Source organism: Mycobacterium sp. 29Ha (assembly GCF_032883055.1).
Classification (GTDB): Bacteria; Actinomycetota; Actinomycetes; order Mycobacteriales; family Mycobacteriaceae; genus Mycobacterium; species Mycobacterium gallinarum.
Genome location: NZ_JAMQTI010000028.1, coordinates 1 through 21,952 on the forward strand (window position 1 = coordinate 1; position 21,952 = coordinate 21,952).

Here is a 21,952-nt window from a genome sequence, read left to right on the forward strand (position 1 = left end):
ACCGCGGCCTGAAATTCACACCCCGCGAGTCAACTGAACCCGGGGCAGTCCCCATCGTCGCGGTCTTAGTCGTGGCGGCGGCGCAACATATTCTCGATTGCGGCCTCATAGGTGCCGATATGCACAGCCAGGGACGTGTGCTGTTCGAGGAGCTGCTGCAGAGTGAACGGCCCATGTATCTGCCCCTTGGCCATTCGCGCTGTGAACTCAGCGGCGTACGCTTCTGTGTCCGGCCAGTTTTCGTAAGGGCTGCTGTGATACCAGTAGAGCCGCGCGACGTAGTTATCCTGCAGGGCAATGTCATTGAGGTCTCGCAACACCGGGCGTACCTCGGTTACATCAACCTCGGTACCACATTCTCCGCAGCGCGAAAAATCCGCCGGCCGTCCGGGTGGAGAGTACGTCGTCTGACTCTCGTAGAGGCCGGCGGCGATATTGACCCGAGTACCGCAGGCAACGCAGTCGAACCAATAGCTGTAGTTAAATCCCGTCAGCGGCTGCTCGACGAACTCGTCCTCACCCACGGCACCATCATGCCAATGGTGAGCGACACGGCCGCGTAGGCCGGGCACGGCGACTGCCCCGCCGAACGTCCTCAGGGCGAATGGTCCCGGCGGCCGCTACACCAGTAGATAGCCCAGTCGCTTGGCCGCGGGGGCCAAGCGGTGTATTAGATCGGGATGATCGAGTGGTTGGGAGAGCCGGGGTCGCGTCGGCATTGCCGACTGGGCAGGCAGAAACAACGCCACACATGCGTGACCGGCGAAGCGGCTGTTGTACCGGATCCCGTCCAAGTTCGGAAAAGCTGCGGCGATGGCCCGCGCCCAATGCTGGGTAATCGTGTGCGGCGCGGTCGAGACGGCGAAGGTGCCGCCGACGCGGGTAATCCACGCGCCAGCGCTGTCGGCGGCGACGTCGAGCGCCGTCAGTGAACGTTCGAACGACAGCGCGGTCAAGTAAGGCCTGTTGCGCCCGCGGTCGATCACGCGCTCGGCTTGGAAGAGTTCGGCGAGCGCCGCGTCTGGGCTGGACGCCCCGTACCAAACGCCGCGAGTGGGGTCCTCGCCCTGGGGCAACTTGTGCGGATCGAACCGAAGAACCGGTCCGAACGACCGGAACCCGTTCCACGGCAACACATGCGCCCCCTCCGTGAAGTGCGCGCGCCACCAGACCTCGCTGGGCTCGATGATGCGTGTCTCGCCGTTCTCGAACCCTAGGCCGACCAAGGTGGCCGGATCGGGGGGTCCCGGCAGCATCTCATCGGCGCTCACCTACCGGTCCACTCACCCATCTCGATGAGGCGCAACACGGGTTCGACCGCACCGCCGCTGTTCAACCAGTCCCGTACAGTGCGCGGTTGGCCGTCGATGGCAAGTTCCTGCTGAGGGGTGAGCAGGAAACCGGCCACCGCCGTCGGATGCAAGTCAGTCGGCAGAGCCGGTAATACCTGGTCGAGGCCCCGGACGGGCTTGAGCACGCTGCGGCCGTCGACGTCCACGAGGTCGAACTGCACCACGGGATACACCCACGAGCCGTTGTCGTCGATCGCCCACAAGGTGCGCGCTAGGCGGCGCTGCCGGATCCGCGACTCGTTGACCCCAAGACCGGAAGCGACCTCACTGGACGTGTACGCGGTGCTGATGAGGCGCGCCATGTGCGCGATCACGTCGACGGCGATCTCGGTGTAGGCCTCGGGATCTTCGACGAATCCGGCTTCATCGAGTAGGCGTGCCTCGTCCGCGGTCAGTGAGGCTGCCCACGGGCGATGGGCTGGCATCGTCTTGATTGCGGTGATCAGGTCCGCCCGGTTGAGATTGAAACGGTCCTGCAGCAACTGATCAAGCTCGTCGGCAGTCATGAGAACCTCCAATATCTAACGCTTACTAACGTCAGTATACAACCGTTAATAGTCCTGTCGAATAGATTTGCGGCAGAAGTGATGAGTTTTGCCGCTGGCTATCTCGGACAGTTTTCCCAACGTTTCCGCCGCCCTACTGCCTTAATCTCGATCGCATGAGCACCGACGCCCCCGGCATCGACTTCATCAACGATCCCAACCTCGACATCCGCGACCTGTCCTATACCGGCAGCCGAACACGCCAACTCGTCGACGTCGCCAAGGGATCCTTCTTCGACATGGGCTTCGGCCCTCAGCCCGACGATGCCGCCACCGGCCAACCCCGCGACGAAGACTGGCCCAAGGACCGACTCGAGATCTACATCAAAGAAAAGCCCCGCGGCCCCGGCTACGTCTGCGACATCGTGTTCCATTGCGATGACCTCCCAGTCATCGTCTACGCCGTGCTGATCAACCGCGGCCGCGGACTGGAAGTCGCCGAACTCGAGCTCTTCAGGCGCGACTGGGGCTGCTTCGACGGACACGACAACTATCTGCACCCCGACGAACAAGACGCCATAGACGCAGATGACCCGCCGACCCTCATCACCAGCGACGTCCTCCGCCGCATCCCACTCGGAGAGATCATCGCTCGCGTCGAACGCGACCTGCCCGACGACTCATGGCGCAACGAAGGCATCCGCCAAATGCCCGGCGACGACCGACTCTTCCCCGACGACCTCACCGACGACCAACGCCGCGCGCTTGAGAACACCAACACCCTCACCACACGCCGCCGCGGTCGCCCCGAACTCAGCGACGAACTCTTGATCGAGGTCGCCCAGGCCTACCTCGATCAAGCGCGCCTCGGCCCCGGCCTCACACGCCAGCTCGCCGAACGATTCGACCGACCCGAGCCCACCATCCGGGACTGGATCACAACAGCGCGCCGCCGAGGCTTCCTGGGACAAACCACTCCGGGCCGCCGCGGCGCTACGCCCGGCCCGAACCTGCCCTCCAGAACACCACAACACGATGAGCCGCCTGCTCCGAAGCCGAACCTAACGCGAACCAGGCGGCGCACGGTGCTGCGAATGGTCGAAGGCGAAGGCGTGCTCGATGCCAACCTCACGGAGGACGCCTTGATGTTGTTTGTTGTCTCGGGCTTGGTCTGCAATGACGTCGGCGTAGCCAAGATGGATGCGCTGCGCGCCGCCATGGCCGACCCCGCAGTGCTCGAAGTCGCCATGGGGATTCTGGACAAGGCTCGCCGACGGCGGGCGGTCCGCGCTTAGTGCCAAACGCGCAGCACGGCCTCGGGCAGCCGCGCCGCTACGAATACCGGGGCTTGTTGTCGGGTGCTGCGAGTACATTCCGAACCATCAGTTAACTAATCCAGGGGAACCGAGTGGCTGACACGCTTCGTCTGTGGGATGACAATCCGACAGAGATTGACATGCTTGGATTCGGTCCAGTGGTCGCCTCGGTGGTGGCCGCAGTGTCATCCGCGGACCTCGACCCGGTCACGGTGGCGCTGCAATCATCGTGGGGCGGAGGGAAATCGTCGGCCCTCAAACTGCTCAAGATAGAACTCGACAAGCAGCCAGACCTTGTCGTGGTCCCCTGTGACCCATGGGAGTACGACGATCTTCCGAAGGCCGAGGTGCGCTCACTGCTGATAGGGCAGGTACTCAAGGCCCTCGAAACCAAACCCGGGTTCCTCGAGAGCGCCAAGGGCCTTATGCGACGGATCGCGTGGGTAAAGGTCGGTGCCACCATCACCAACATGGCACTGGCCCGGGAGGTCGACGCTGAGAAGCTTGTCGACGCCTTCACTCCGGTCTCCAAAGAACCGACGTCGATGGCAGGCTTTCGCGACGAGTTCGCCGCGGTGATGGAAGGCGCCAAAGACGTTCGCAAGGTCGTCGTCCTGATCGACGACCTCGATCGGTGCAGCCCGGATTCCGTAGTCGCGATCTTAGAGGCGATCAAGGTCTTCTTGTCGGTTCCCAAAATGGCCTTCGTCCTGGCAGCCGAAGAAACTCTGATCCGGTACGCCGTAGAACGCAGCGCCAACGCCGGCGCGCGCAGCACCTACTCGGACCGCTATCTGGAGAAGATCGTTCAGCTGCCTGTGCGATTGCCGACTCTGTCGCGCGAAGATGCTGAGACATTCATCCTGCTACTGCTTTCCCACCGTCGCGGGGCATCACCCGAGCAGACCGACAAGCTGATCGCCCACGTCCGTCAGCGCCGCGAAAACTCTGAAAAGCCTTACGTGGGGGGTGCATACGCAGAAGGCGTGCAAATCCCCGAGGCTGAAGACCTCACCTTGGCGGCCCAGATCGCGCAGGGCATCAGTGTCGACAAGTGGAGCAGCCCGCGCGCGATCAAGCGATTCTTGAATGCCTGGGGGGTTCGGATGACCATCGCGACAGCCCGCGGTTCCGAACTCGACTTGGGAGTGATGCTCAAGCTCTACATCCTGGAAGACCGCTATCCGAAATCGTTCAGCATTCTTGTCGAGACATCCCCTGAGGCACGAGGCAAACTCCTCGACGAATGGGAAGCATGGGCCACCGCGGCACCGGACTCCGGCGAGACAAAACTCCCTGAGGGACTCGAAGACGACACACGCGATTGGGCCGCAGCCGCACCGAAACTGGCCAGCATCGCGGGAAAGATCGACGCCTATCTCAACGTAGCAGCCACCTTTACCTCGGCCAGCGCGGGCGAGGGTCTGTCCACGGATGCGCTTCGATTGATGGACGACCTTCTCGACGACTCCGAACCGATACGGCGAGCAGCCCTAAAGGAGTCGACACAGCTGGATCTCGAGGAACGAGCAGGGATCGTCCTACGACTGCTGGAGCGCGCAGCAGCGGCAAATCCCGACATCGCCATCGAGTCCGCGTGCGGTGTTGCAAAGAGCGCCGACAGCTTGGCGCCCGCGCTTCACGACGCAGTGCTCACACACGCCATACGCCACCTCACACCCGCGTCGATCGTGGACATCGCCCAAATTCCCGGTGCAGCCAACACATTGCAGACCATCGTCGATGACAACCGACTCGAAAGCGACGTCCGGCAGGTCGCCACCGATGAACTCCTAGCGCTCACTAAGGACGCACGCTAGGTGGGCACCCAACTAGCGTTCGGCGGAAGTGGTTCGGCACCGTGGGAGAACGCGGCCGACGACGTCACACTCCTCGACGAAATCGTCCCACCGCCGCAGAGTGACGACGGCGGCGCAGAAGACAGCGGCAGCGACCGCAACCCGCAGATCGACGAAAGTATCGATCGGCTGATCGACCATGTAATCACGGCGATCCAGGCGCAGGAACCCCGCCGACCTTCGACGCTGCCTCCTTACTCACCCGGATCCGTACGCCCAAGCAGGTATACGCCAGGCGGGACCAGAGTCCGCAGCGGCACCTCGAAATTCGTAGGAACGCCTCGCGCCGGGCGCAGCGCGAAGCTCTCGGCTGCGCGCGGAGCCGCAGCAGTCGCAGCAGGCGCGGCCCTGGCGCGGGGTGACGCGAACACCCTCGCCGAACTCGGACTCAACCTGCAGCAGCTGCAGGACCTGTCGCCGCGGGAACAGCAACAGGCTATCCTCGACGAAATAATCGGCGCCCCTGGGCATCCCGATGATGAAGCTCTCCGGCGGGCCGCGCACGCCACCCTCAAATAGATCGCCGCCAATCCCGAACTCACCCAAGACGATCAGATCGACTACATGCTGGGCGCCTACGTCTACGAACAAGCACTGGTGGAGCTGACCTCCCAGCATGCCAACCGCCAACTCGGGCGCGACATCATCACCAAGTTGGAACGCCGCATGAAGCCGTACATCTTCAAGAAGGCCAAGCATCTGGTGACCGGATCATCCGGCTACCTATCGGCATCTCAATTCATCGACCGGGCCGCCGCCCTCGTTGAAACGGTGTTCGCAGCGATGAGAAGCTGATCGTGGCCGTCCTGGAACTTCTCGCCGCCACCGACGACCGGGTCCGATCAGACGGAATCGCCATTCGCTGGCCCGTGCCGGGGGCCGAGTCCGCCGATCTGGTTACCGACATCGATTGGGCCATATCCGCTTTCGGTTCAACAACCGTCGTAGCCCGAGATTTGAGCCGCATCGCTGCCGCTGCCTACCTTATCGACAGGAGCGTGCGCCGATCGAAGAACTACTTCTCCCGCCATTTGGAAATCGTTGTCCATCTCGATGACCCCGGAGCGTTCCTGGGTCCGGCAGCTCAACGACTGGTTGATCTGTTCGCATGGCTCACCGGCGACGCCTGGACACTTATACCCGTCGCCAATCACACGCTCTCGTACCCTCCTGCGGAAACGATCAGCAGCCGCGATGCCGTCGCGCTACTCTCGGGGGGACTCGATTCCTTGTGCGGTGCTGCGTTGGCGCCCGCTGATCTTCACGCGACGTCGCTTTATGTCGGACACCGCGATCAGACCCGCGCGGTCGCACGATCACAGGACGCCATCGCTGAGGCACTCACGCAGTCGACAGCCGGTTTCCTGTGGAAGCGTGTGCGGCTAGCACCGGAACACAGCCGTGACAACTCAACTCGGACCCGATCGTTTCTGTTCATGGCGTTGGCCGTCGCAGCTGCCGCAGCGATCTCGGCGACGCAGGCGAGGGTTCCCGAGAATGGATTCACTAGTGTGAATCCGGCCATGGTGCCCAGTCGCGGCGGTGCGCTTTCGACGAAGTCGACGCACCCGTGGACATTCAATCAGACCAACCTCCTGTTGAGCGAACTAGGCATCCCTGTGACGCTGGTCAACCCCCATGCCCTGGAAACCAAGGGCGAGATGCTCGCAGGCGCCGTGATGAAATTTGGAGACCCGATCCTAAGTATCGCCGCGGAAACCTTGTCATGCAGCAAACTCGACGGCGGACTTGGATACGAGGGTGGGAATCCGAATATCAACTGCGGCTTATGTATTGCCTGCCTGATCCGGCGCGGAGCGTTCATCGGTGCAGGCTTCGACGATCCCACCGAATACCTGCAAGACCGCGTCACGGCGAAGGGACGTGCCAAGCTACTAGAGGCACGGCACTGGGATCTGTGGGCAGTGCAGTCGTGGGCAACGAGAACACCCACAATCGACGACTTGATAGCGTCTGCCCGGTGGCCGCGCGGCACCGATTACGAGGCGATGCTCGATGTTGTTGTGCGAGGCCGGCACGAACTGTTAGAGGCCATTGACTATGCCCTATGAGCCTCCACCGCTGGACGCACACGCCCACATCGCGCCGGACGTGACGCCCGAACAACTTCTGACACTTGGGCCGTCCGTCGTCCTCGCCGTCACACGTTCCCTTAATGAAGGCGTCTACGCGCACCGAACCCAGACGGCCGCGAGATCAAATCTGCTCTGGGGACTAGGTACCCACCCGGGTGTCGAAAAGTCGTTGACGCAATTCGATGTCGCGTCATTTCGCGAACTGCTACCGAACTTCGCCCTGGTCGGCGAGGTGGGGCTGGATCGCCGTGGCGGTCCAGCCCAAACCGAGGTCTTCCGCCAGATACTCTCCGCCGTGGCCGATCAGCCCGTGATCTTAAGTGTGCACAGCGCTGGCATGTGTTCAGCCGTGCTCGATGAGATCGAATGCAGCCCGCATCCCGGACTTGTGCTGCACTGGTTCAACGGAACCACCGCCGACATTCAGCGGGCAGTTCAGATGCAATGCTTCTTCTCTGTCAATGCGTCGATGAAACATGATGTGTTAGAACAGATTCCGATGGATAGGATATTAACGGAGACAGATTTTCCATCCAGTACGTCGCGCACCGGCGCTCGGCGACCTGGAGACGTGTCGGCGATCGAATCCAAGCTGGAGCAGATCCATGGCGTTGTGGCTCGCGACCACATATGGGGGAATTTCGCCGATCTGGTGGCGCGATCGGGGGTCCGCGACCGATTGCCTCCGACGATTCGCGCTGCGCTTTCTATGTGAATTGCTGGCACCCAGCCATGAACCCAGTTGACGCAAACCCCCGCAAGCCCGATCGCCGGCTCGGCTGCGTGCGGGCCGACATACTTCTGACCTGGACTTTTGCAGCAAAGATTAACAAGGCTCCCGCGACACGCCGAAGTCTCGTCAAAGTAGTCAGGCGTGTCTTGTCAATCTTCGTTGCATCTCGACAGTGGTCGGAGCGGTCCGCCCCGAGCGCCAGGGGCTGGTGGCGCTGGTAGGGGTGACGCACGACGACGACACGTCGAAGGCGCAGCGCATGGCCGAAAAGCTCTGGCAGCTGCGCATTCTCGACGACGAGAAGTCGGCGAGCGACGTCGGGGCGCCAATCCTCGTAGTCAGCCAGTTCACGCTCTACGCCAATACCGCCAAGGGCCGCCGTCCCGCCTGGAACGCCGCTGCCCCTCGCGCGGTGGCCGAACCGTTGGTGACCGCCTTCGCCGACGCACTTCGTGCCCTGGGCGCACAGGTCGAGACGGGCGTGTTCGGGGCGGACATGCGAGTGGAACTCGTCAACGACGGCCCCGTGACGGTGTTGCTGGAGCTGTGAGCCCTCAGTGTGCCGCGGCGACCGGCGGTATGCCCTCCGATGGCTGCACGATGACGAAGCCCGGCCCGTAAAACGACACCTGAACCGCCTCGCCTGAGCCGCGGCCGATCAGCGCTCCCGCTTTGAAACTGGTCTTGAGCTGGGTCTGCAGGTTCGCCGACCATGCCACCACCGCGTTGGTGTCGGCGAACGTGGGTGCCTCGGCGGCGTTGAGTACGACGGGTGGGCCGTCGGTGGTCAGCGCCACCCATCCGGTACCGCGCAATGTCGTATTGAACAGCCCGCCGGCCACCATGCTGCCGCCCTTGACGCGCTCGATGTTCCAGTCGAGGCTTGCCGAAAAGGCCAGCACGTTCTTGCCGCTGATCGACAACCCGGAATTCGTCAGGTTCAGCAGATGGACGTCGTAAGCGCGCTCGGCCAGGAACACGTCGCCCTGCCCCTGGCACCGCATCAGGGGGAGGCCCTCGCGGGTCAGCGCCTTCTTGAGGAACTTCGACGCCCCGCCGCCCTCGAACGCGAAGTCCACGTTGCCCTGGTAGGCCACCATCGCACCCTGGCGTGCCATGAACGGTTCGCCGAGGCGCACGCGCAGCAGCTTGGAGTTCTGATTCGCGATCGGTTTGGCTTCCTTCTCGCTGAACCGTCCGTCGACCAAATCGCCAGTGATGCCTGAGAATCCGTCGCCGGCGGGTTGCCCGCCCATGACCGCGGCCTGCGGTGGTCCTGGCTGATGCTGCGGCGCGGGCCCGGCAGGCGGTGCGCCCAGCGGCGCCCGGACGACCTGCCCCTGGTGCGACACCTGATCGGTCCACTGCTGGCCGTCCCACCAGCGGTGTTCGTAGCGTCCTTCGGGGTCGGGCCGCCAGCTTCCGTTATTAGGTCCAGTCATGGAGACAAAACTAATCCGACGACTGGCATCCTGGTGGCATGGCAAAGGAAATTGACCGGGTGCGCGCGCAAAGTGCCCTCGCGGTCATCAAGCAGCACCCGGGCATGGTGCTGTTCGTCGCCTCCCCGGTGATCATCGGGCTGGGCCTGGTGTGGTGGCTGGTCAGTCCGACCCTGGCTGTCCTGCTGTTCATCGGTGCGGTCGCGGGCGGCGGAGCTGTTCTGCTGTTGAACCGCAAGCAGTAGCGCGCAGGCACGGCGCTGTTCGCTTCGGGAGAAAGCCGTCCCAACAGCGGTGTAACGATGTAATCATGTAATCATGAGACATCATCACTCCGGCAGACGGCCAGGCCGCTCCGGCGGCTGGCAGCAGGCCGAACAACCCGACGCGAGTAGTGCGGGCGACTGGTTCTCCGGTCGCCTGCCCGAAGGCTGGTTCGCCGGTGACCCGACGGTCGTCGTCGACCGCGAAGAGATCACCGTCATCGGTCACCTCCCCGAAGTCGAAGGCGCCGAGGAGAGTGAAGCCCACGCATCCGGCAGAGTCGCGCGGTTCCGCGAGGAGACGCGTTCGGAGCGCATGCGGATCGCCGATGAAGCCGAGCGTCGTTACGGTCGCAAGGTTGCCTGGGGTGTAGAGGTGGGGGCCGACGAGGCGACGGAACGAATCCTGTTCACCCACATCGCCGTACCGGTGATGACACGATTGCGTCAGCCAGAGCGCCAGGTCCTCGACACGCTGGTGGATGCCGGCGTGGCCCGCTCCCGCTCCGATGCGCTGGCGTGGTCGGTCAAGCTGGTCGGCGAACATGCCGACGAGTGGCTGGGCAAGCTGCGCGACGCCATGCGCAACGTCGACGATCTGCGCGCCGAGGGTCCACAGCTCTAGACCCGCTCGACACCCACATACCCCGAGCTCAACGCCGAGGTCTGGGACAGCGGGTCGACGGACACGTCGTCGATGAGCAGGTTGCGGTTGGCGCCGTAGGAAACCGGATCGGCGCCGCCGCGCGGGTCGAAGATCCTTGAGCCCCAGCCGTGGTCGACTATCAGCACCCCGCGACGGGGACGATCGCTGACGGAAGCGGTCAGCTCGATCTGTCCGACGGGGAGAAGACGCGCACCGCGTCTCCGTCGGCGATTCCGAGCCCCACCGCGTCCTCGGGGTTGATCACCACGTCATTGCGCTTACCCGAGGGGTGCAGGCCGGGAAGCTCGTTGAGCCAGGAGTTCATCGAGTGCCGGTTGCGACGGTTCGACAACTGGAACGGGTACCCGGCTGGGGCGTGCGGCGCGGGTTCGGCGAGCAGTTCGCGCGCGCCGGCCACGAACTCCGGCGGTGCGGCGTGCACCATCTTGTCCTCGGTGCGCAACGCGCTGCGAAAATGACCGAACTCGCGTGGGCCCAGCACCATTCCATGCGGATTCGCCATCAGATCACGCCAACTCACCCTGCGCCCGTTGACCTTTCGGCTGGTCGCGACGAGCAGGCGATTCAACCACGCCGGGGTGAACTCGAGGCCGGGCCTGCGGGTCAGCCTGGCAAGAGCGCGGGTGACCCGCACGAAACCGTTCATCCCTTTGGCGCCGAAGAGCGGCTTGCGCATCGCGATCGCGAGATCGACGAAGATGCGCCACTCTTCACGGGCCCCCGGCGGCGGATCGACGACCGCCCGTCCGTACTGCACGTACGGCTCGTCGTGCAGGTTGCTGGTCAGGGCCAGCAGGTCGTCGCGTTCCAGCCAGTGCGCGGCAGGCAGCAACCAGTGTGCGTGACGGTGACTTTCACGCTGTACCAAGTCAATCGCGACCAACAGATCCAGCTGCGCGAGTGCGGCGTCCAACTTGGCGCCGTGCGGCCCGGACACCACGGGATTGCCGCAGTTGATCACCATCGCGCGAATCTGTCCGGGCCCCGGTGTGGTGATCTCATCGGGCAGTTCCGCCAGCGCGTGGGCACCCGCGACCAGATCGGTGCCCCTGAGCCGACTCTTGTGTGCCGGCGGTTTCGCCATACCGGACAGCTTCAGCGCATCGACATAGCCGGGTTCGAACCGGCGCCCGCCCGGCCGGTCCATGCGACCCGTGATGACGTTCAGCACGTGGCCCAGCCACTCGCCGATCGTGCCGGTCACATGCAGAGAAACTCCGGTGCGGGTGACGACCATCGCGCGCTTGGCGGTCGCGAAATTCCTTGCCACTTGCTCGATGACCGCGCGCGGGACGTCACACCGCACGGCCAGATCATCGAGGTCCGCGTCGGTGACGAGCGCGCGAAGCTCGTCCACCCCGGTGGCGAGATCGCGGCAGTCGCCCTCGTGTTCGAGCCGCTCGTCGAGGATGACCTTGACCATGGCGAGCAGCAGTGCCCAGTCCTGTCCGGGTCGCACCGCCAGATGCACATCCGCCTTGTCCGCGGTCTCGGTCCGCAGAGGATCGACGACGACGATCTGCGCACCTTGGCGCTGTCGCTCCAGTGCGCGCTGCCAGCCGCCGGGCACGGTTTCCAGCCAGTTCCACGCGCTGACCGCCGGATTGGCGCCGACCAGCAGGAAGTAGTCGCAGTTGTCGACGTCGGATACCGGCGCCATCAGCATCGATCCGTACATCGCCTCGGCGACGACGTGCAACGCGTTCTGGTCCACCGAACCGACGGCGTACCGGTTCTGGGTGCCGACGGCATCCAACCACGCGATCATGAACAGCACGTTCGACGACGAGTAGCCAGTCGGGTTCCCGTAATAGAGGCCGATCGAATCGGGACCGTCGGCGTCGATCAGGGCCGTCATCCGCGCCGCGATGTCGGCGATCGCCTCGTCCCAGCTGGCTTCGACATACTCGCCGGCCCCGATCCGACGCATCGGCGCCACGATCCTGCGCGGGTGCTCGACGAGCTGATTGGCCGTCCTGCCCTTGGCGCAGAAGTCATGCCAACTGTGCGGGTTCTGCTTGTCCGGTGAAATCTTGATCACCCTGTTGTCCTCGACGGTGACCTCGAGACCGCAGGCTGCCGAACAGTATCTGCAGAAGGTGTACGCCGTCGTACTTTTCGATGTCGTGGTCATCGATTTCGAGACTACGACGACTACACCTGCGTCATAGACCAATAAGCGCCACGCTTAGCCATGAGCTGCGCGTGGTTGCCTTGTTCAACGATGCGACCGGCTTCGAGGACGACGATGACGTCGGCGTCGCGGATCGTCGAAAGCCGGTGCGCGATGATGAAACTCGTCCGGTCCCGGCGCAATTCGGCCATTGCCTGCTGGATCAGCAATTCAGTCCTGGTGTCGACCGAACTCGTCGCCTCGTCGAGGACGAGCAGCTGCGGGCGGGACAGCGTGGCGCGCGCGATCGTGATGAGCTGTTTCTCGCCCGCGCTGATGTTTCCGCCGTCGCTCCTGACCCACGTTTGATAGCCGTCGGGCAGATGGTGCACGAACCGGTCGACGTACGCGGCCTTCGCCGCCGCGATCACCTCGTCCTCTTCTGCATTGGGTCTGCCGTAGGCGATGTTGTCGTAGATGGTTCCGCTGAACAGCCAGGTGTCCTGCAGCACCATGCCGATGCGGGATCGCAGTGACTGACGGCTGATGGTGGCGATGTCCACGCCGTCGAGCAGGATCTGGCCGGAATCGACGTCGTAGAACCGCATCAGCAGGTTCACCAGAGTGGTCTTGCCCGCGCCCGTCGGCCCGACGATCGCCACAGTGCTTCCCGGTTCGACGGTCAGTGACAGGTCCTCGATGACGGGAGTGCCTTCGCGGTAGCCGAAGTCGACGTTCCTGAACTCGACCCGGCCGGGGCGCCCCCCGGGCGACGGCGGCATCGCCGCACGCTCAGGGGATTCCTCGTCGGTATCAAGGAGTTCGAACACCCGCTCCGCGCTGGCCACTCCGGATTGCAGGGTGTTGTACATGCCGGCGACCTGGGTCAGCGGCTGGTTGAACTGGCGGACATACTGGATGAACGCCTGGATACTGCCGAGGGTGATCTGACCCGTCGCGACTTGAATGCCGCCGACCACGGCCACCGCGACGTAGCTGATATTGCCGATGAACACCGTCGCCGGCGACACCAGGCCCGAAAAGAACTGCGCCTCAGAGCTGGTCTGATACACGTCGTCGTTGAACTCGCCGAACTGTTGCTGTGCCTGGGCGCGATGACCGAACGTCTTGACGATGGTGAACCCGCTGTACGTCTCCTCGATGTGCGCGTTGAGCCGCCCGGTGTTGGCCCACTGTGCGACGAACAACCGCTGAGACCGTCGTGCGATCACCCGGGTCGCCCACAGAGACAACGGCACGGTGATCACCGTGAGCAGCGTCAGCAGCGGCGAGATCGTCAGCATCATCACCAGCACCGCGAAGACTGTCAACACCGATGTCAACAGCGAGTTGATCGTCATCGAAAGCGACGTCTGGATGTTGTCGACATCGTTGGTGACGCGGCTGAGTACCTCGCCGCGCTGACGGGAGTCGAAGTACGACAGCGGCATTCGGTGCAGCTTGTCCTCGACGTCGGATCGCAGGGTGACCATCGTGCGCTGCACGACGACGTTCAGAATGCGTGCCTGCACCCAGACCAACAGCGCGGCGACCAGGTACAGGCACAGCGCCAACAGCAGCGTGCGGCCGACGGCTGCGAAGTCCACGCCCTGGCCCGGTTCGACATTCATTCCGGACAGCAAATCGGCGAAAGTGTTGTCACCACGCGCGCGCGCCGCGTCGATTGCCTGCTCTTTGGTCAGGCCGGCGGGCAGCTGACGGCCGATCACGCCGTTGAACAACAGGTCGGTGGCGTGTCCGAGAATGCGCGGTCCGACCACACCGATCGCGATGCCACCGACGCCGAGCAGCACGACCGTGATGGCCAGCGCGCGCTGCGGCGTCAGCTGCTTGACCAATCTGATCGCCGAACCCTTGAAGTCCCGCGACCGCTCGGTCGGCGCCTGTCCCACGCCGCGGATGGTGCGTGCCATCGTCAAGGCGCACCCACCACCTGTGAGTCGGCGAACTCCGCATACTCCGGACAATCCGTCAGCAGAGTGTCGTGGCTACCCACGCCGAGGATCCGCCCGTTGTCGATGACGATGATCTGATCGGCCTGGGAGATTGTCGAAATACGCTGGGAAACAATCACAACCGTGGAACCGGCCGACTCCTGCCGAAGTGCGGCTCGCACCTGTGCGTCGGTTCGGACATCGAGCGCGGAGAATGCGTCGTCGAACAGGTAGACCGCGGGACGGCGGATCACCGCGCGCGCGATCGCCAACCGCTGACGCTGTCCGCCGGAGAAGTTGATGCCCCCCTGCGCGACACGCATGTCCAGCCCGTCGGGGTGGGCGCGTACGAAGTCGTCGGCAGCCGCCACCTCCAGCGCGTGCCACATGTCGTCCTCGGTCGCCACGGTTCCAGGGGCCGCGCCGACCTGAAGGTTGTCTGCGACGGTTCCGGAGAACAGATAGCCCCGCTGGGGCACCACACCGATCGCTGCCCACAACTGTTCGAGATCGAACTCGCGCACGTCGATGCCGTCCACGCGCACCGAGCCGGCTGTCACGTCATACAGGCGGCAGATCAACGAAATCAACGTCGACTTGCCGGAACCGGTCGACCCGACGATCGCCGTCGTCGTCCCCGGCCGTGCGGTGAACGAAATATCCTGCAGTACCGGGCGCTCGGCGCCGGGATAGCTGAAAGAGGCGCCATCCAAACGGATCTCGCCCTCGATGGCCGCGGGCCGCACGGGGTCCGGCGGGCTGGTGATCTGGGGTTCGGTCGACAACACCTCCCCGATGCGCTCGGCGCACACCGACGCGCGGGGGATGAGGACCAGGATGAATGTCGCCAGCAGTACCGCCATCAGGATCTGCATGAAATAGGCCAGGAACGCGATCAGCGAACCGACCTGCATCTGGCCGGCGTCGATGCGCAGACCGCCGAACCAGATCAGCGCGACGCTGGAGATGTTGATGACGAGCGTCGTCGAGGGCAGCATCAATGCCTGCCAGCGGCCCGCCTCTAGTGCCGCTTCGGCGACGGCCTCGTTCGCTTCCGCGAATCGCTTGCGCTCGAACGTTTCCCGCGTGAAGGCGCGAATCACCCGGATGCCGGAAAGCTGTTCACGCATGACCCGGTTGATGCCGTCGATGAGTCGTTGCATGCGCCGGAAGATCGGCAGCAGGTGCGACACCACCCAGTAGTTGGCGGCAGCCAGGATCGGCACACTGACCAGAAGCAGCCAGGACAGTCCCGCGTCCTGATGTATGGCCATGAAGATCCCGCCGATCGACATGATCGGCGCGGTGATCAGCATGGTGCAGGTCAGTTGCACGAGCAGCTGGATCTGCTGGACGTCGTTTGTGCTCCTGGTGAGCAATGACGCCGCACCAAACCGTGCGGTCTCCTCGGCCGAGAACCCGGTGACGTGGTGAAAGATCGACGATCGGAGGTCGCGACCGAATCCCGAGCCCGCCCGCGACCCGAAGTACACCGCGCCGATCGCGCACAGCACCTGCAGTGCGGTGACCGCGAGCATCACGCCGCCGAGCTCGACGATGATCGGCAGATCGCCCTTGGCGACTCCGTCGTCGATGATCGAGGCGTTCACCGTCGGCAGGTACAGCGATGCCAGGGTGCTGATCAACTGAAGCAGCGCCACGGACGCAAGCAGCCACCGATATGGCCGCGCGTACTGTCGCAGCAGCGCCCACAACATGGGAGTTACTGTCGCATACCGCCTATCCGTCGTGGCCAGCAGTGTCACCTGAGAATTGGATAAATAGGCAGGTCAACCGGCCTGTCGGTGGTTGACCTTCTGACCTGCCGCTACAGTGCATGGCGTGACTCCCCGGAGCCGCCCCAGCGGCGACATCAGATCCACGACGCGCCCGGCTCGGACGAGCCGAAATGCCAAAGCGCTGGCCGTGGCGGCCGCGGTGATGATCCCGATGTTTGCCGCATGCTCGGATTCCGAGCCGACGAACCCGGGGGAGGTGCCGCAGAGTCAGGCACCTTCGGACAACGCGACCCACGGCCCCTTCTTCCCTGAATGTGGGGGTATCAGCGACCAGGAGGTGATCTCGCAGACGCGGGTCCCGGGTCTGGTGAACACCGCGAAGACGTCGGTGGGGTGTCAGTGGCTTGCCGGCGGCAGCATCCTGGGCCCGCACTTCTCGTTCACCTGGTTCCGCGGCAGCCCCATCGGTCGTGAACGCAAGACCGAGGAGCTGACCCGAGCCAGTGTCGAGGACATCACCATCGAGGGAAAGAACGGCTTCATCGCCACCGGTGACGATCCGATGCTCGGAACCAACCTGTGCGAGATCGGCATCCAGTTCGATGACGACTTCATCGAATGGTCGATCAGCTACAACGAGCAGCCGTTCCCGGACCCGTGCGACGTCGCCAAGGAACTCACCCGCCAGTCGATTGTGAACTCCAAATGAGAATCGGACTCAGCCATCAACGCCGGGGTGCCGTGCGCGCTGCTGCCGTGGCGCTGACCGCGGTCGCCGTGCTCGCCGGGTGCACCAGCACCGTGGAGGGAACTGCGACCAAGTCGGGGTCCGGTGACACACCCCGGAACAACGACTCCGAACGGCAGTACCCGAACCTGCAGAAGGAGTGCGACGTCCTGACCGAGGACATCCTCGCCGAGACCGTCAACGCGGATCCCTTGGACATCCAGAGCACGTTCGTCGGCGCGGTGTGCCGCTGGCAGGCCGCCAACCCGACAGGACTGGTGGACATCACCCGTTTCTGGTTCGAGCAGGGCAGTCTGGCCAATGAACGCGAGGTCGCCGACCAACTCGAGTACCAGGTCGAGAGCAAGTCGGTGGCGGGTATCGAATCCATCGTGATGCGCCCGAACGATCCGAACGGCGCCTGCGGGGTCGCCAGCGATGCGGCAGGCGTGGTCGGCTGGTGGGTCAACCCGCAGAGCCCGGGCAGCGATGCCTGCGCGATGGCGCTCAAGCTGATGGAACTGACGCTGGCCACCCGCGCCTGAGTCTCACCGAGGCACGTGGAAGGTGACGAGCGTGGCACCGTTGAGCGCCAGCTGATCCCAGCCCTGGCCGGTTCGCAACACCGCGACCGAGGACGTCGGGAACTTCTCGGAGATGCGTTCGGCCGCAGTGCTGTTGCTGCCGTCAGCGGTGGCCAATCCGAGTGACACCGCGGACATCGTCGGCTCGTGCCCGATGACCAGCAGCGTGTTCACCTCGTGGTCGAACCGTGAGGCGACCCCGTTGATCTCGTCGATCACCACGCCGGGCGTCGCGTCGTAGAGGCGGTCGACGAACTCCGTCGGCGCGTCGATGCGGGTCTGCTCCAGCGTCTGCCGGGTGCGAGTGGCCGTCGAGCACAGCACCGCGTCCACCGCGGGCGCGTGCGCTCGCAGCCAGTCACCGGCGAGCGCGGCCTCCCGGATACCGCGCGGTGCCAGCGGACGTTCGTGATCTGCCACTCCCGCCGGGTAGTCCGACTTGGCGTGACGAAGCAGCAACAGCGTGCGATAGGAGTCGCTCACCGTCTCACCGTAGAGGTGGTGCCGTGATGGGGTCTACTAGCTGATGTAGTAGCAGCGGCGGTAGGGTTCGCCACGTGAGTACGCCGAAGTCACGGGCGCGTTGGGTGCGTGGCGCCCTCGTGGGTGCGTGCTCGGCGGTGGTCACGGTCGGTGCTCACGCCGCCGCAGGCGGGGTCGTTCCGCAGGGCGGACGACTCATCGCGTCGATGCTGGTCTGCGCGATCATCGGCGCCATCCTGGCCGCCGCGCCACTCGAGGATCGCCGCGGCAGGCTGCTCGGCGTGATCGGCGCGCTCGCCGTCGCGCAGTCGCTCGGCCACCTCACGTTGATGGCGTCCGCATCGCATCACCACGGCCACGCCGTGGGACTCACGCCTGCGATGGCCGCCGCGCATCTCGGCGCCGCTGTGCTGCTCGGCGTCGCGATCACCTCCGTCGAATACCTCTACGTCGTCTGCGAGTCGGTGCTGTGCTGGCTGCGACTGTTCGCACGGGCCGCCTTGCGGCCCGCCGCGCGGGCGTTGCCGCTGGTAACCAGTGACGTTGTCGCACAGTCGGTGCTGCTCTGCGCCGGCCTCGGTATGCGTGCGCCGCCACGGCACGCCCTGCCGGCCGGATAACGGTCGATCTCTCACACCACAGCAGCGAAGCCTCAGGCGAGGTGTCGCTGCCGTCATCTGTTGTGTCAGCGCTGAATCGATGCGCCGCAACCGATCTCCCTTTTCTTGCTTGATCTGATTTAAGGATGTGAATCAGGTGTTCGACACACCTCTGCTCGTGCTTGGCATTCTTCGATGAAGCCGACAGTCGCGAAGCGCGGCGATGCCGCCGTGCTGCGGCGCATCTGGCGTCTGCATTTCTGGGTGGCCCTGTTCGCCGCACCGGCGTTGGTGTTGCTCGCGTGTTCAGGGCTGGTGATCCTGTACACCGGGCCGCTCAACGATTGGCTGCACCGCGATCTGTATGTCGTTGCCGAAGGGCCCGACACCGTTTCGCTCGATAACCAGGTCGACGTCGCCGCGCAGAATGTCAGCGCGGACTACACGATCGACGCCGTCACACCGCCCGCGGGCGCGGGCCAGTCGACACGGGTCGACTTCCTGTCGCCGGGAGGCCTATCGCTGCCTGCTGGGGAAGCCAACCTCACCCAGGTCTTCGTGGATCCGTACACCGGGCGATATCTGGGCCAGCGCAGTGAGCTGTCCGGCCTCGTCGGATGGGCCAATCAGCTGCACCGCCTGTTCGGCAACGACGGGCCCCAGGTCCACCTGCCGTCGGTCGGACACCTGATCTCGCCGTCGGACTATCCCGACGCGACGATTCCGGTCGGGATCGGAAACCTGTGGATGGAGCTGACGGCGGTCTGGATCCTTGTCCTGATGGCCACGGGGATTTACCTGTGGTGGCCGAGGGCGATCGAGGCGACGAAGCCGCTGCTGACGATCCGCTGGAAACGCGGCGGCCGCATCCGGTGGCGCGATCTGCATGCGCTCACCGGTGTGGTGATCGCGGTCGTCCTCATCTGTTATGTGCTCTCCGGACTGACGTGGTCACGGTATTGGGGCGAGAATTGGCGGGCGGTTTCTTCCACGATCACGCCGTCGATCGAAGTAGACGCTCCCTCGACGCCGGCGTCCATGGGCGATTACGACCGCCTGGGCCGACGCATCGCCTGGGCGGCCACCGACGATCCGGTGTACGTATCGGCTATCCACGGGTCGGCGCCCGCGCGCCTCTCGTTCGCCGACGTCGATCGGCTTGCCAAGGGCGAGCACATGGTTCCGGGCTACGCGATCATCCCGCCGACGGACGTCACCGAGAACGGGGAAATGCTGTACGGCAGCTACACGGTCGTCAACGCGTGGCCGCAAAGGCTTTCGGAGCAGCGCACGTTGTACCTCAACCAGTTCACCGGGCGGACGATCACCAACGCCACCGCGGAACATGACGGGGCGCTATCCCAGGCGACCAGCTTCGGTATTGCGATGCACATGGGCACTCAGTTCGGAGTGCTGACGCGGATCCTGGCGACCGTCGCGTGCCTCGGGGTGATCCTGAGCGCGTTGACCGGACTGTTCATGTGGTGGCATCGCCGCCCCTCGGGCCGCAGCGGATTGCGGGGTCCGGTCAGCGATGCGACCCGCGCCGGTACACCCAAACGTGCGGCGGTCGCGGTGTCCGTCGCCGCGGTCGTTCTCGGGATCTTGTTCCCGGTGTTCGGGCTGTCGCTGCTCGTCGTACTCGGGGTGGAAGCCGTTCTCGCCAGGCGGCGCCGAACCCGCGAACGCGAGGTGGCCGGCGACACCGGCGACGCTGAGGAGTCGAAGGCATATGTCTGACATAAGAATCCGGGTGTGGGTCGCGGCTTTCGCCGTCTGCGCGTTGCTCGGCACCGGCTGTTCGGCCTCCCCGGGCGACCGCAGGGAGCTGATGGCGTCCACCATCACCGTCGAGAATCAGTGGGCGAGCTCGGCAGCGACGGGGATGGCCGGGATGGCTGCGGTGTTCGGCACGTTCTCCAACTCCGGCGACCATGACGCCCGCATCATGTCCGGTGAATCGCCGCTTGCCGGACGGGTCGAGGTGCACGAGGTCGTCCCGGATGCATCGGGGGCAATGACGATGCGTCCCAAGGCGGATGGCCTGACGGTACCGGCGGGCGGCTCTCGCGAACTGATCCCCGGTGGTGACCACCTGATGCTGATGGATCTCAAGGCACCGCTGCAGCCAGGTGCCGACGTGACGCTGACCGTCCTCTTCGAGGACGGCTAGACCCTTCCGGTGACTGCGCAGATCCGCGACTTCGCGGGCGCCGACGAGGAATACACACCGCGCGGCACCGGATCCGGCGGAGGGCATCACTAGCCATGGGTGGGCATCCGATGTTCAATCGGCGGCGTCTCCTGGCCGGTGGCGCCGCCGCGGTGGCCGCGGGAACCGCCCTCACCCAGTGCAGTGCAGCGCAATCTGTCACTGCAGCAGGCGGATTCGGCACCGCGGTCGAACCGTTCTACGGCGCGCACCAGAGCGGCGTCGCCACACCGCCGCAGGCGCATGCGATGTTTGTCGCGCTCGACCTGATCCCGCAGGGGGGCCGAAGTGCCCGCGACACGCTCACTGCCGTCCTGAAGCTCTGGACATCGGACGCGGCGCGGCTCACCCAGGGTGATCCGGCGCTGGCCGACACCGAACCCGAGCTCGCGCTGCGGCCTGCGCGACTCACCGTCACCGTCGGACTCGGGCCCTCCGTTTTCGACCGTGTGGGGCTGGCGCACCTGCGACCGGAATCGGTCACCGAACTGCCCACTTTCAGCACCGACCGGCTCGAGCCGGCATGGTGTGGCGGAGATCTGTTGTTGCAGATCTGCGCCGACGATCCGGTCGTCATCGCGCACGCGGGCCGGGTGCTGCTGAAGAACGTCCGCTCCATGACCCGCCAACGATGGCGGCAGACTGGCTTTCGCAACGCCCACGGCTCCAACCGCCCGGGTGGCAGCATGCGCAATCTCATGGGGCAGGTCGACGGGACGGCGAACCTGCGTGACGATCAGGCACTCGACCGGCATGTGTGGGCGGATGGTGCGGCCACGCCGTGGTTCGCCGGCGGCACGGTGCTCGTCATCCGGCGGATCCGCGCCGAAATGGACACCTGGGACGAACTCGACCGTCCCAGTAGGGAACTCACCGTCGGGCGACGTCTGGACACCGGTGCCCCGCTGACCGGTCGAAAGGAGACCGACGAGCCCGACCTCGGCGCCACCGTCGACGGGATACCGGTGATCCCGCCGAGTTCCCACGTCGCGCTGGCCCGGCACCGCACCGATGATGAACAGTTCCTGCGCAGGCCCTACAACTACGACGATCCGCCCCGCGACGACCGCACGACAGACAGCGGGCTCATCTTCGCCTGCTACCAGCGTGACCCTGCGCGACAGTTCGTCCCGGTACAGCATCGCCTCGCGGGCGGCGACGCGCTCAATCAGTGGATCACCACCATCGGATCGGCCACTTTCGCGATCCTGCCGGGCGTTCCGACGCACGGCGGATTCGTGGGGCAGTCGCTGTTGGGATCCCGGGGCTGAGCGAGGACTGCTGATACACGGGCGCAACGAACCGGCCACGTCTTTGTAGCGGCGCC

21 protein-coding genes and 2 pseudogenes are annotated in these 21,952 nt (G+C 64.8%); 15 read left to right on the forward strand and 8 right to left on the reverse strand.

All coding sequences use genetic code 11. The annotated features are described in order from the left end of the window. Positions 1–65: 65 nt before the first annotated feature. The 3 genes from M1248_RS27530 to M1248_RS27540 form a co-directional block, all read right to left on the reverse strand. Entirely contained in the window at positions 66–524 is a 459-nt protein-coding gene (locus M1248_RS27530) for a hypothetical protein (protein WP_317150337.1), read from the reverse strand. Positions 525–620: 96 nt separating this feature from the next. Next, positions 621–1,256 carry an RES family NAD+ phosphorylase gene (locus M1248_RS27535; RefSeq protein WP_410506744.1) on the reverse strand — a complete coding sequence of 212 codons (636 nt, stop codon included), beginning with the start codon at positions 1,254–1,256 and terminating at the stop codon, positions 621–623. A gap of 11 nt (positions 1,257–1,267) precedes the next feature. Beyond that, positions 1,268–1,858 carry a DNA-binding protein gene (locus M1248_RS27540; RefSeq protein WP_317150339.1) on the reverse strand — a complete coding sequence of 197 codons (591 nt, stop codon included), beginning with the start codon at positions 1,856–1,858 and terminating at the stop codon, positions 1,268–1,270. Between the two features lie 155 nt (positions 1,859–2,013). Between M1248_RS27540 and M1248_RS27545 the strand changes: the two genes are divergently transcribed. The 7 genes from M1248_RS27545 to dtd all read left to right on the forward strand — a co-directional run bounded on the left by M1248_RS27545 (position 2,014) and on the right by dtd (position 8,391). Continuing rightward, a complete protein-coding gene (locus M1248_RS27545; protein WP_317150340.1) occupies positions 2,014–3,132 on the forward strand; it encodes a hypothetical protein in 1,119 nt (372 codons plus the stop codon). A 113-nt stretch (positions 3,133–3,245) separates the two neighbouring features. Beyond that, positions 3,246–4,973: a P-loop NTPase fold protein gene (locus M1248_RS27550; protein ID WP_317150341.1), complete on the forward strand. Its 1,728-nt coding sequence runs from the start codon at positions 3,246–3,248 to the stop codon at positions 4,971–4,973. Beyond that, complete coding sequence (locus M1248_RS27555; protein ID WP_317150342.1) at positions 4,974–5,531, forward strand: hypothetical protein; 558 nt, start codon at positions 4,974–4,976, stop codon at positions 5,529–5,531. Positions 5,532–5,576: 45 nt separating this feature from the next. Next, the gene (locus M1248_RS27560) at positions 5,577–5,807 is read left to right on the forward strand and encodes a hypothetical protein (RefSeq protein ID WP_317150343.1); all 231 of its coding nucleotides are present in this window, start codon (positions 5,577–5,579) and stop codon (positions 5,805–5,807) included. Between the two features lie 74 nt (positions 5,808–5,881). After that, positions 5,882–7,084, forward strand: coding sequence for a hypothetical protein (locus M1248_RS27565; protein WP_317150344.1), 1,203 nt, complete (start codon positions 5,882–5,884; stop codon positions 7,082–7,084). Next, positions 7,074–7,823, forward strand: a complete 750-nt coding sequence (locus M1248_RS27570) for a TatD family hydrolase (RefSeq protein ID WP_317150345.1) — start codon at positions 7,074–7,076, stop codon at positions 7,821–7,823. Before M1248_RS27565 ends, M1248_RS27570 begins: the two co-directional genes overlap by 11 nt. Before the next feature lie 181 nt (positions 7,824–8,004). Next, positions 8,005–8,391: a D-aminoacyl-tRNA deacylase gene (gene dtd / locus M1248_RS27575; protein ID WP_317150380.1), complete on the forward strand. Its 387-nt coding sequence runs from the start codon at positions 8,005–8,007 to the stop codon at positions 8,389–8,391. Positions 8,392–8,395: 4 nt separating this feature from the next. Here the strand turns inward: dtd and M1248_RS27580 are convergent, their stop codons facing one another. Next, complete coding sequence (locus M1248_RS27580) at positions 8,396–9,283, reverse strand: AIM24 family protein (protein WP_317150346.1); 888 nt, start codon at positions 9,281–9,283, stop codon at positions 8,396–8,398. A 38-nt stretch (positions 9,284–9,321) separates the two neighbouring features. Between M1248_RS27580 and M1248_RS27585 the strand changes: the two genes are divergently transcribed. Together M1248_RS27585 and M1248_RS27590 are read left to right on the forward strand one after the other, a co-directional pair. Further along, positions 9,322–9,528 carry a hypothetical protein gene (locus tag M1248_RS27585; protein WP_163730116.1) on the forward strand — a complete coding sequence of 69 codons (207 nt, stop codon included), beginning with the start codon at positions 9,322–9,324 and terminating at the stop codon, positions 9,526–9,528. A 73-nt stretch (positions 9,529–9,601) separates the two neighbouring features. Then, the gene (locus M1248_RS27590; RefSeq protein WP_317150347.1) at positions 9,602–10,171 is read left to right on the forward strand and encodes a hypothetical protein; all 570 of its coding nucleotides are present in this window, start codon (positions 9,602–9,604) and stop codon (positions 10,169–10,171) included. Here the strand turns inward: M1248_RS27590 and M1248_RS27595 are convergent. From M1248_RS27595 to M1248_RS27605, 3 genes and pseudogenes are all read right to left on the reverse strand, one after another. Then, positions 10,168–12,347, reverse strand: a pseudogene (locus M1248_RS27595) (molybdopterin-dependent oxidoreductase). The gene M1248_RS27590 and the pseudogene M1248_RS27595 sit on opposite strands and share 4 nt — an antisense overlap. Before the next feature lie 20 nt (positions 12,348–12,367). Then, positions 12,368–14,260 carry an ABC transporter ATP-binding protein gene (locus tag M1248_RS27600; RefSeq protein WP_317150348.1) on the reverse strand — a complete coding sequence of 631 codons (1,893 nt, stop codon included), beginning with the start codon at positions 14,258–14,260 and terminating at the stop codon, positions 12,368–12,370. A gap of 2 nt (positions 14,261–14,262) precedes the next feature. Beyond that, the gene (locus M1248_RS27605) at positions 14,263–15,999 is read right to left on the reverse strand and encodes an ABC transporter ATP-binding protein (protein WP_163730112.1); all 1,737 of its coding nucleotides are present in this window, start codon (positions 15,997–15,999) and stop codon (positions 14,263–14,265) included. A gap of 115 nt (positions 16,000–16,114) precedes the next feature. On the opposite strand from M1248_RS27605, the gene M1248_RS27610 reads away from it, so the two are divergent. Next, on the forward strand, positions 16,115–16,729 hold the full coding sequence (locus M1248_RS27610) for a DUF3558 domain-containing protein (RefSeq protein ID WP_410506741.1): 615 nt from the start codon (positions 16,115–16,117) through the stop codon (positions 16,727–16,729). Then, positions 16,726–17,292 (forward strand): DUF3558 domain-containing protein, encoded by a 567-nt coding sequence (locus tag M1248_RS27615; RefSeq protein ID WP_163730111.1) that lies wholly within the window; start codon positions 16,726–16,728, stop codon positions 17,290–17,292. The genes M1248_RS27610 and M1248_RS27615 overlap by 4 nt, the downstream gene beginning before the upstream one ends. A gap of 3 nt (positions 17,293–17,295) precedes the next feature. On the opposite strand, the gene M1248_RS27620 is transcribed toward M1248_RS27615, so the two are convergent. Then, positions 17,296–17,814: a SixA phosphatase family protein gene (locus tag M1248_RS27620; RefSeq protein WP_163730110.1), complete on the reverse strand. Its 519-nt coding sequence runs from the start codon at positions 17,812–17,814 to the stop codon at positions 17,296–17,298. 74 nt (positions 17,815–17,888) lie between these two features. On the opposite strand from M1248_RS27620, the gene M1248_RS27625 reads away from it, so the two are divergent. The 4 genes and pseudogenes from M1248_RS27625 (at position 17,889) to M1248_RS27640 (ending at position 21,896) form a co-directional block, all read left to right on the forward strand. Beyond that, complete coding sequence (locus tag M1248_RS27625; RefSeq protein ID WP_317150349.1) at positions 17,889–18,434, forward strand: hypothetical protein; 546 nt, start codon at positions 17,889–17,891, stop codon at positions 18,432–18,434. A 174-nt stretch (positions 18,435–18,608) separates the two neighbouring features. Continuing rightward, positions 18,609–20,153, forward strand: a complete 1,545-nt coding sequence (locus M1248_RS27630) for a PepSY domain-containing protein (protein ID WP_317150350.1) — start codon at positions 18,609–18,611, stop codon at positions 20,151–20,153. Next, positions 20,146–20,679, forward strand: a pseudogene (locus tag M1248_RS27635) (copper chaperone PCu(A)C). The gene M1248_RS27630 and the pseudogene M1248_RS27635 overlap by 8 nt, the downstream one beginning before the upstream one ends. 17 nt (positions 20,680–20,696) lie before the next feature. After that, a complete protein-coding gene (locus M1248_RS27640) occupies positions 20,697–21,896 on the forward strand; it encodes a Dyp-type peroxidase (RefSeq protein WP_232076134.1) in 1,200 nt (399 codons plus the stop codon). Positions 21,897–21,952: the final 56 nt, after the last annotated feature.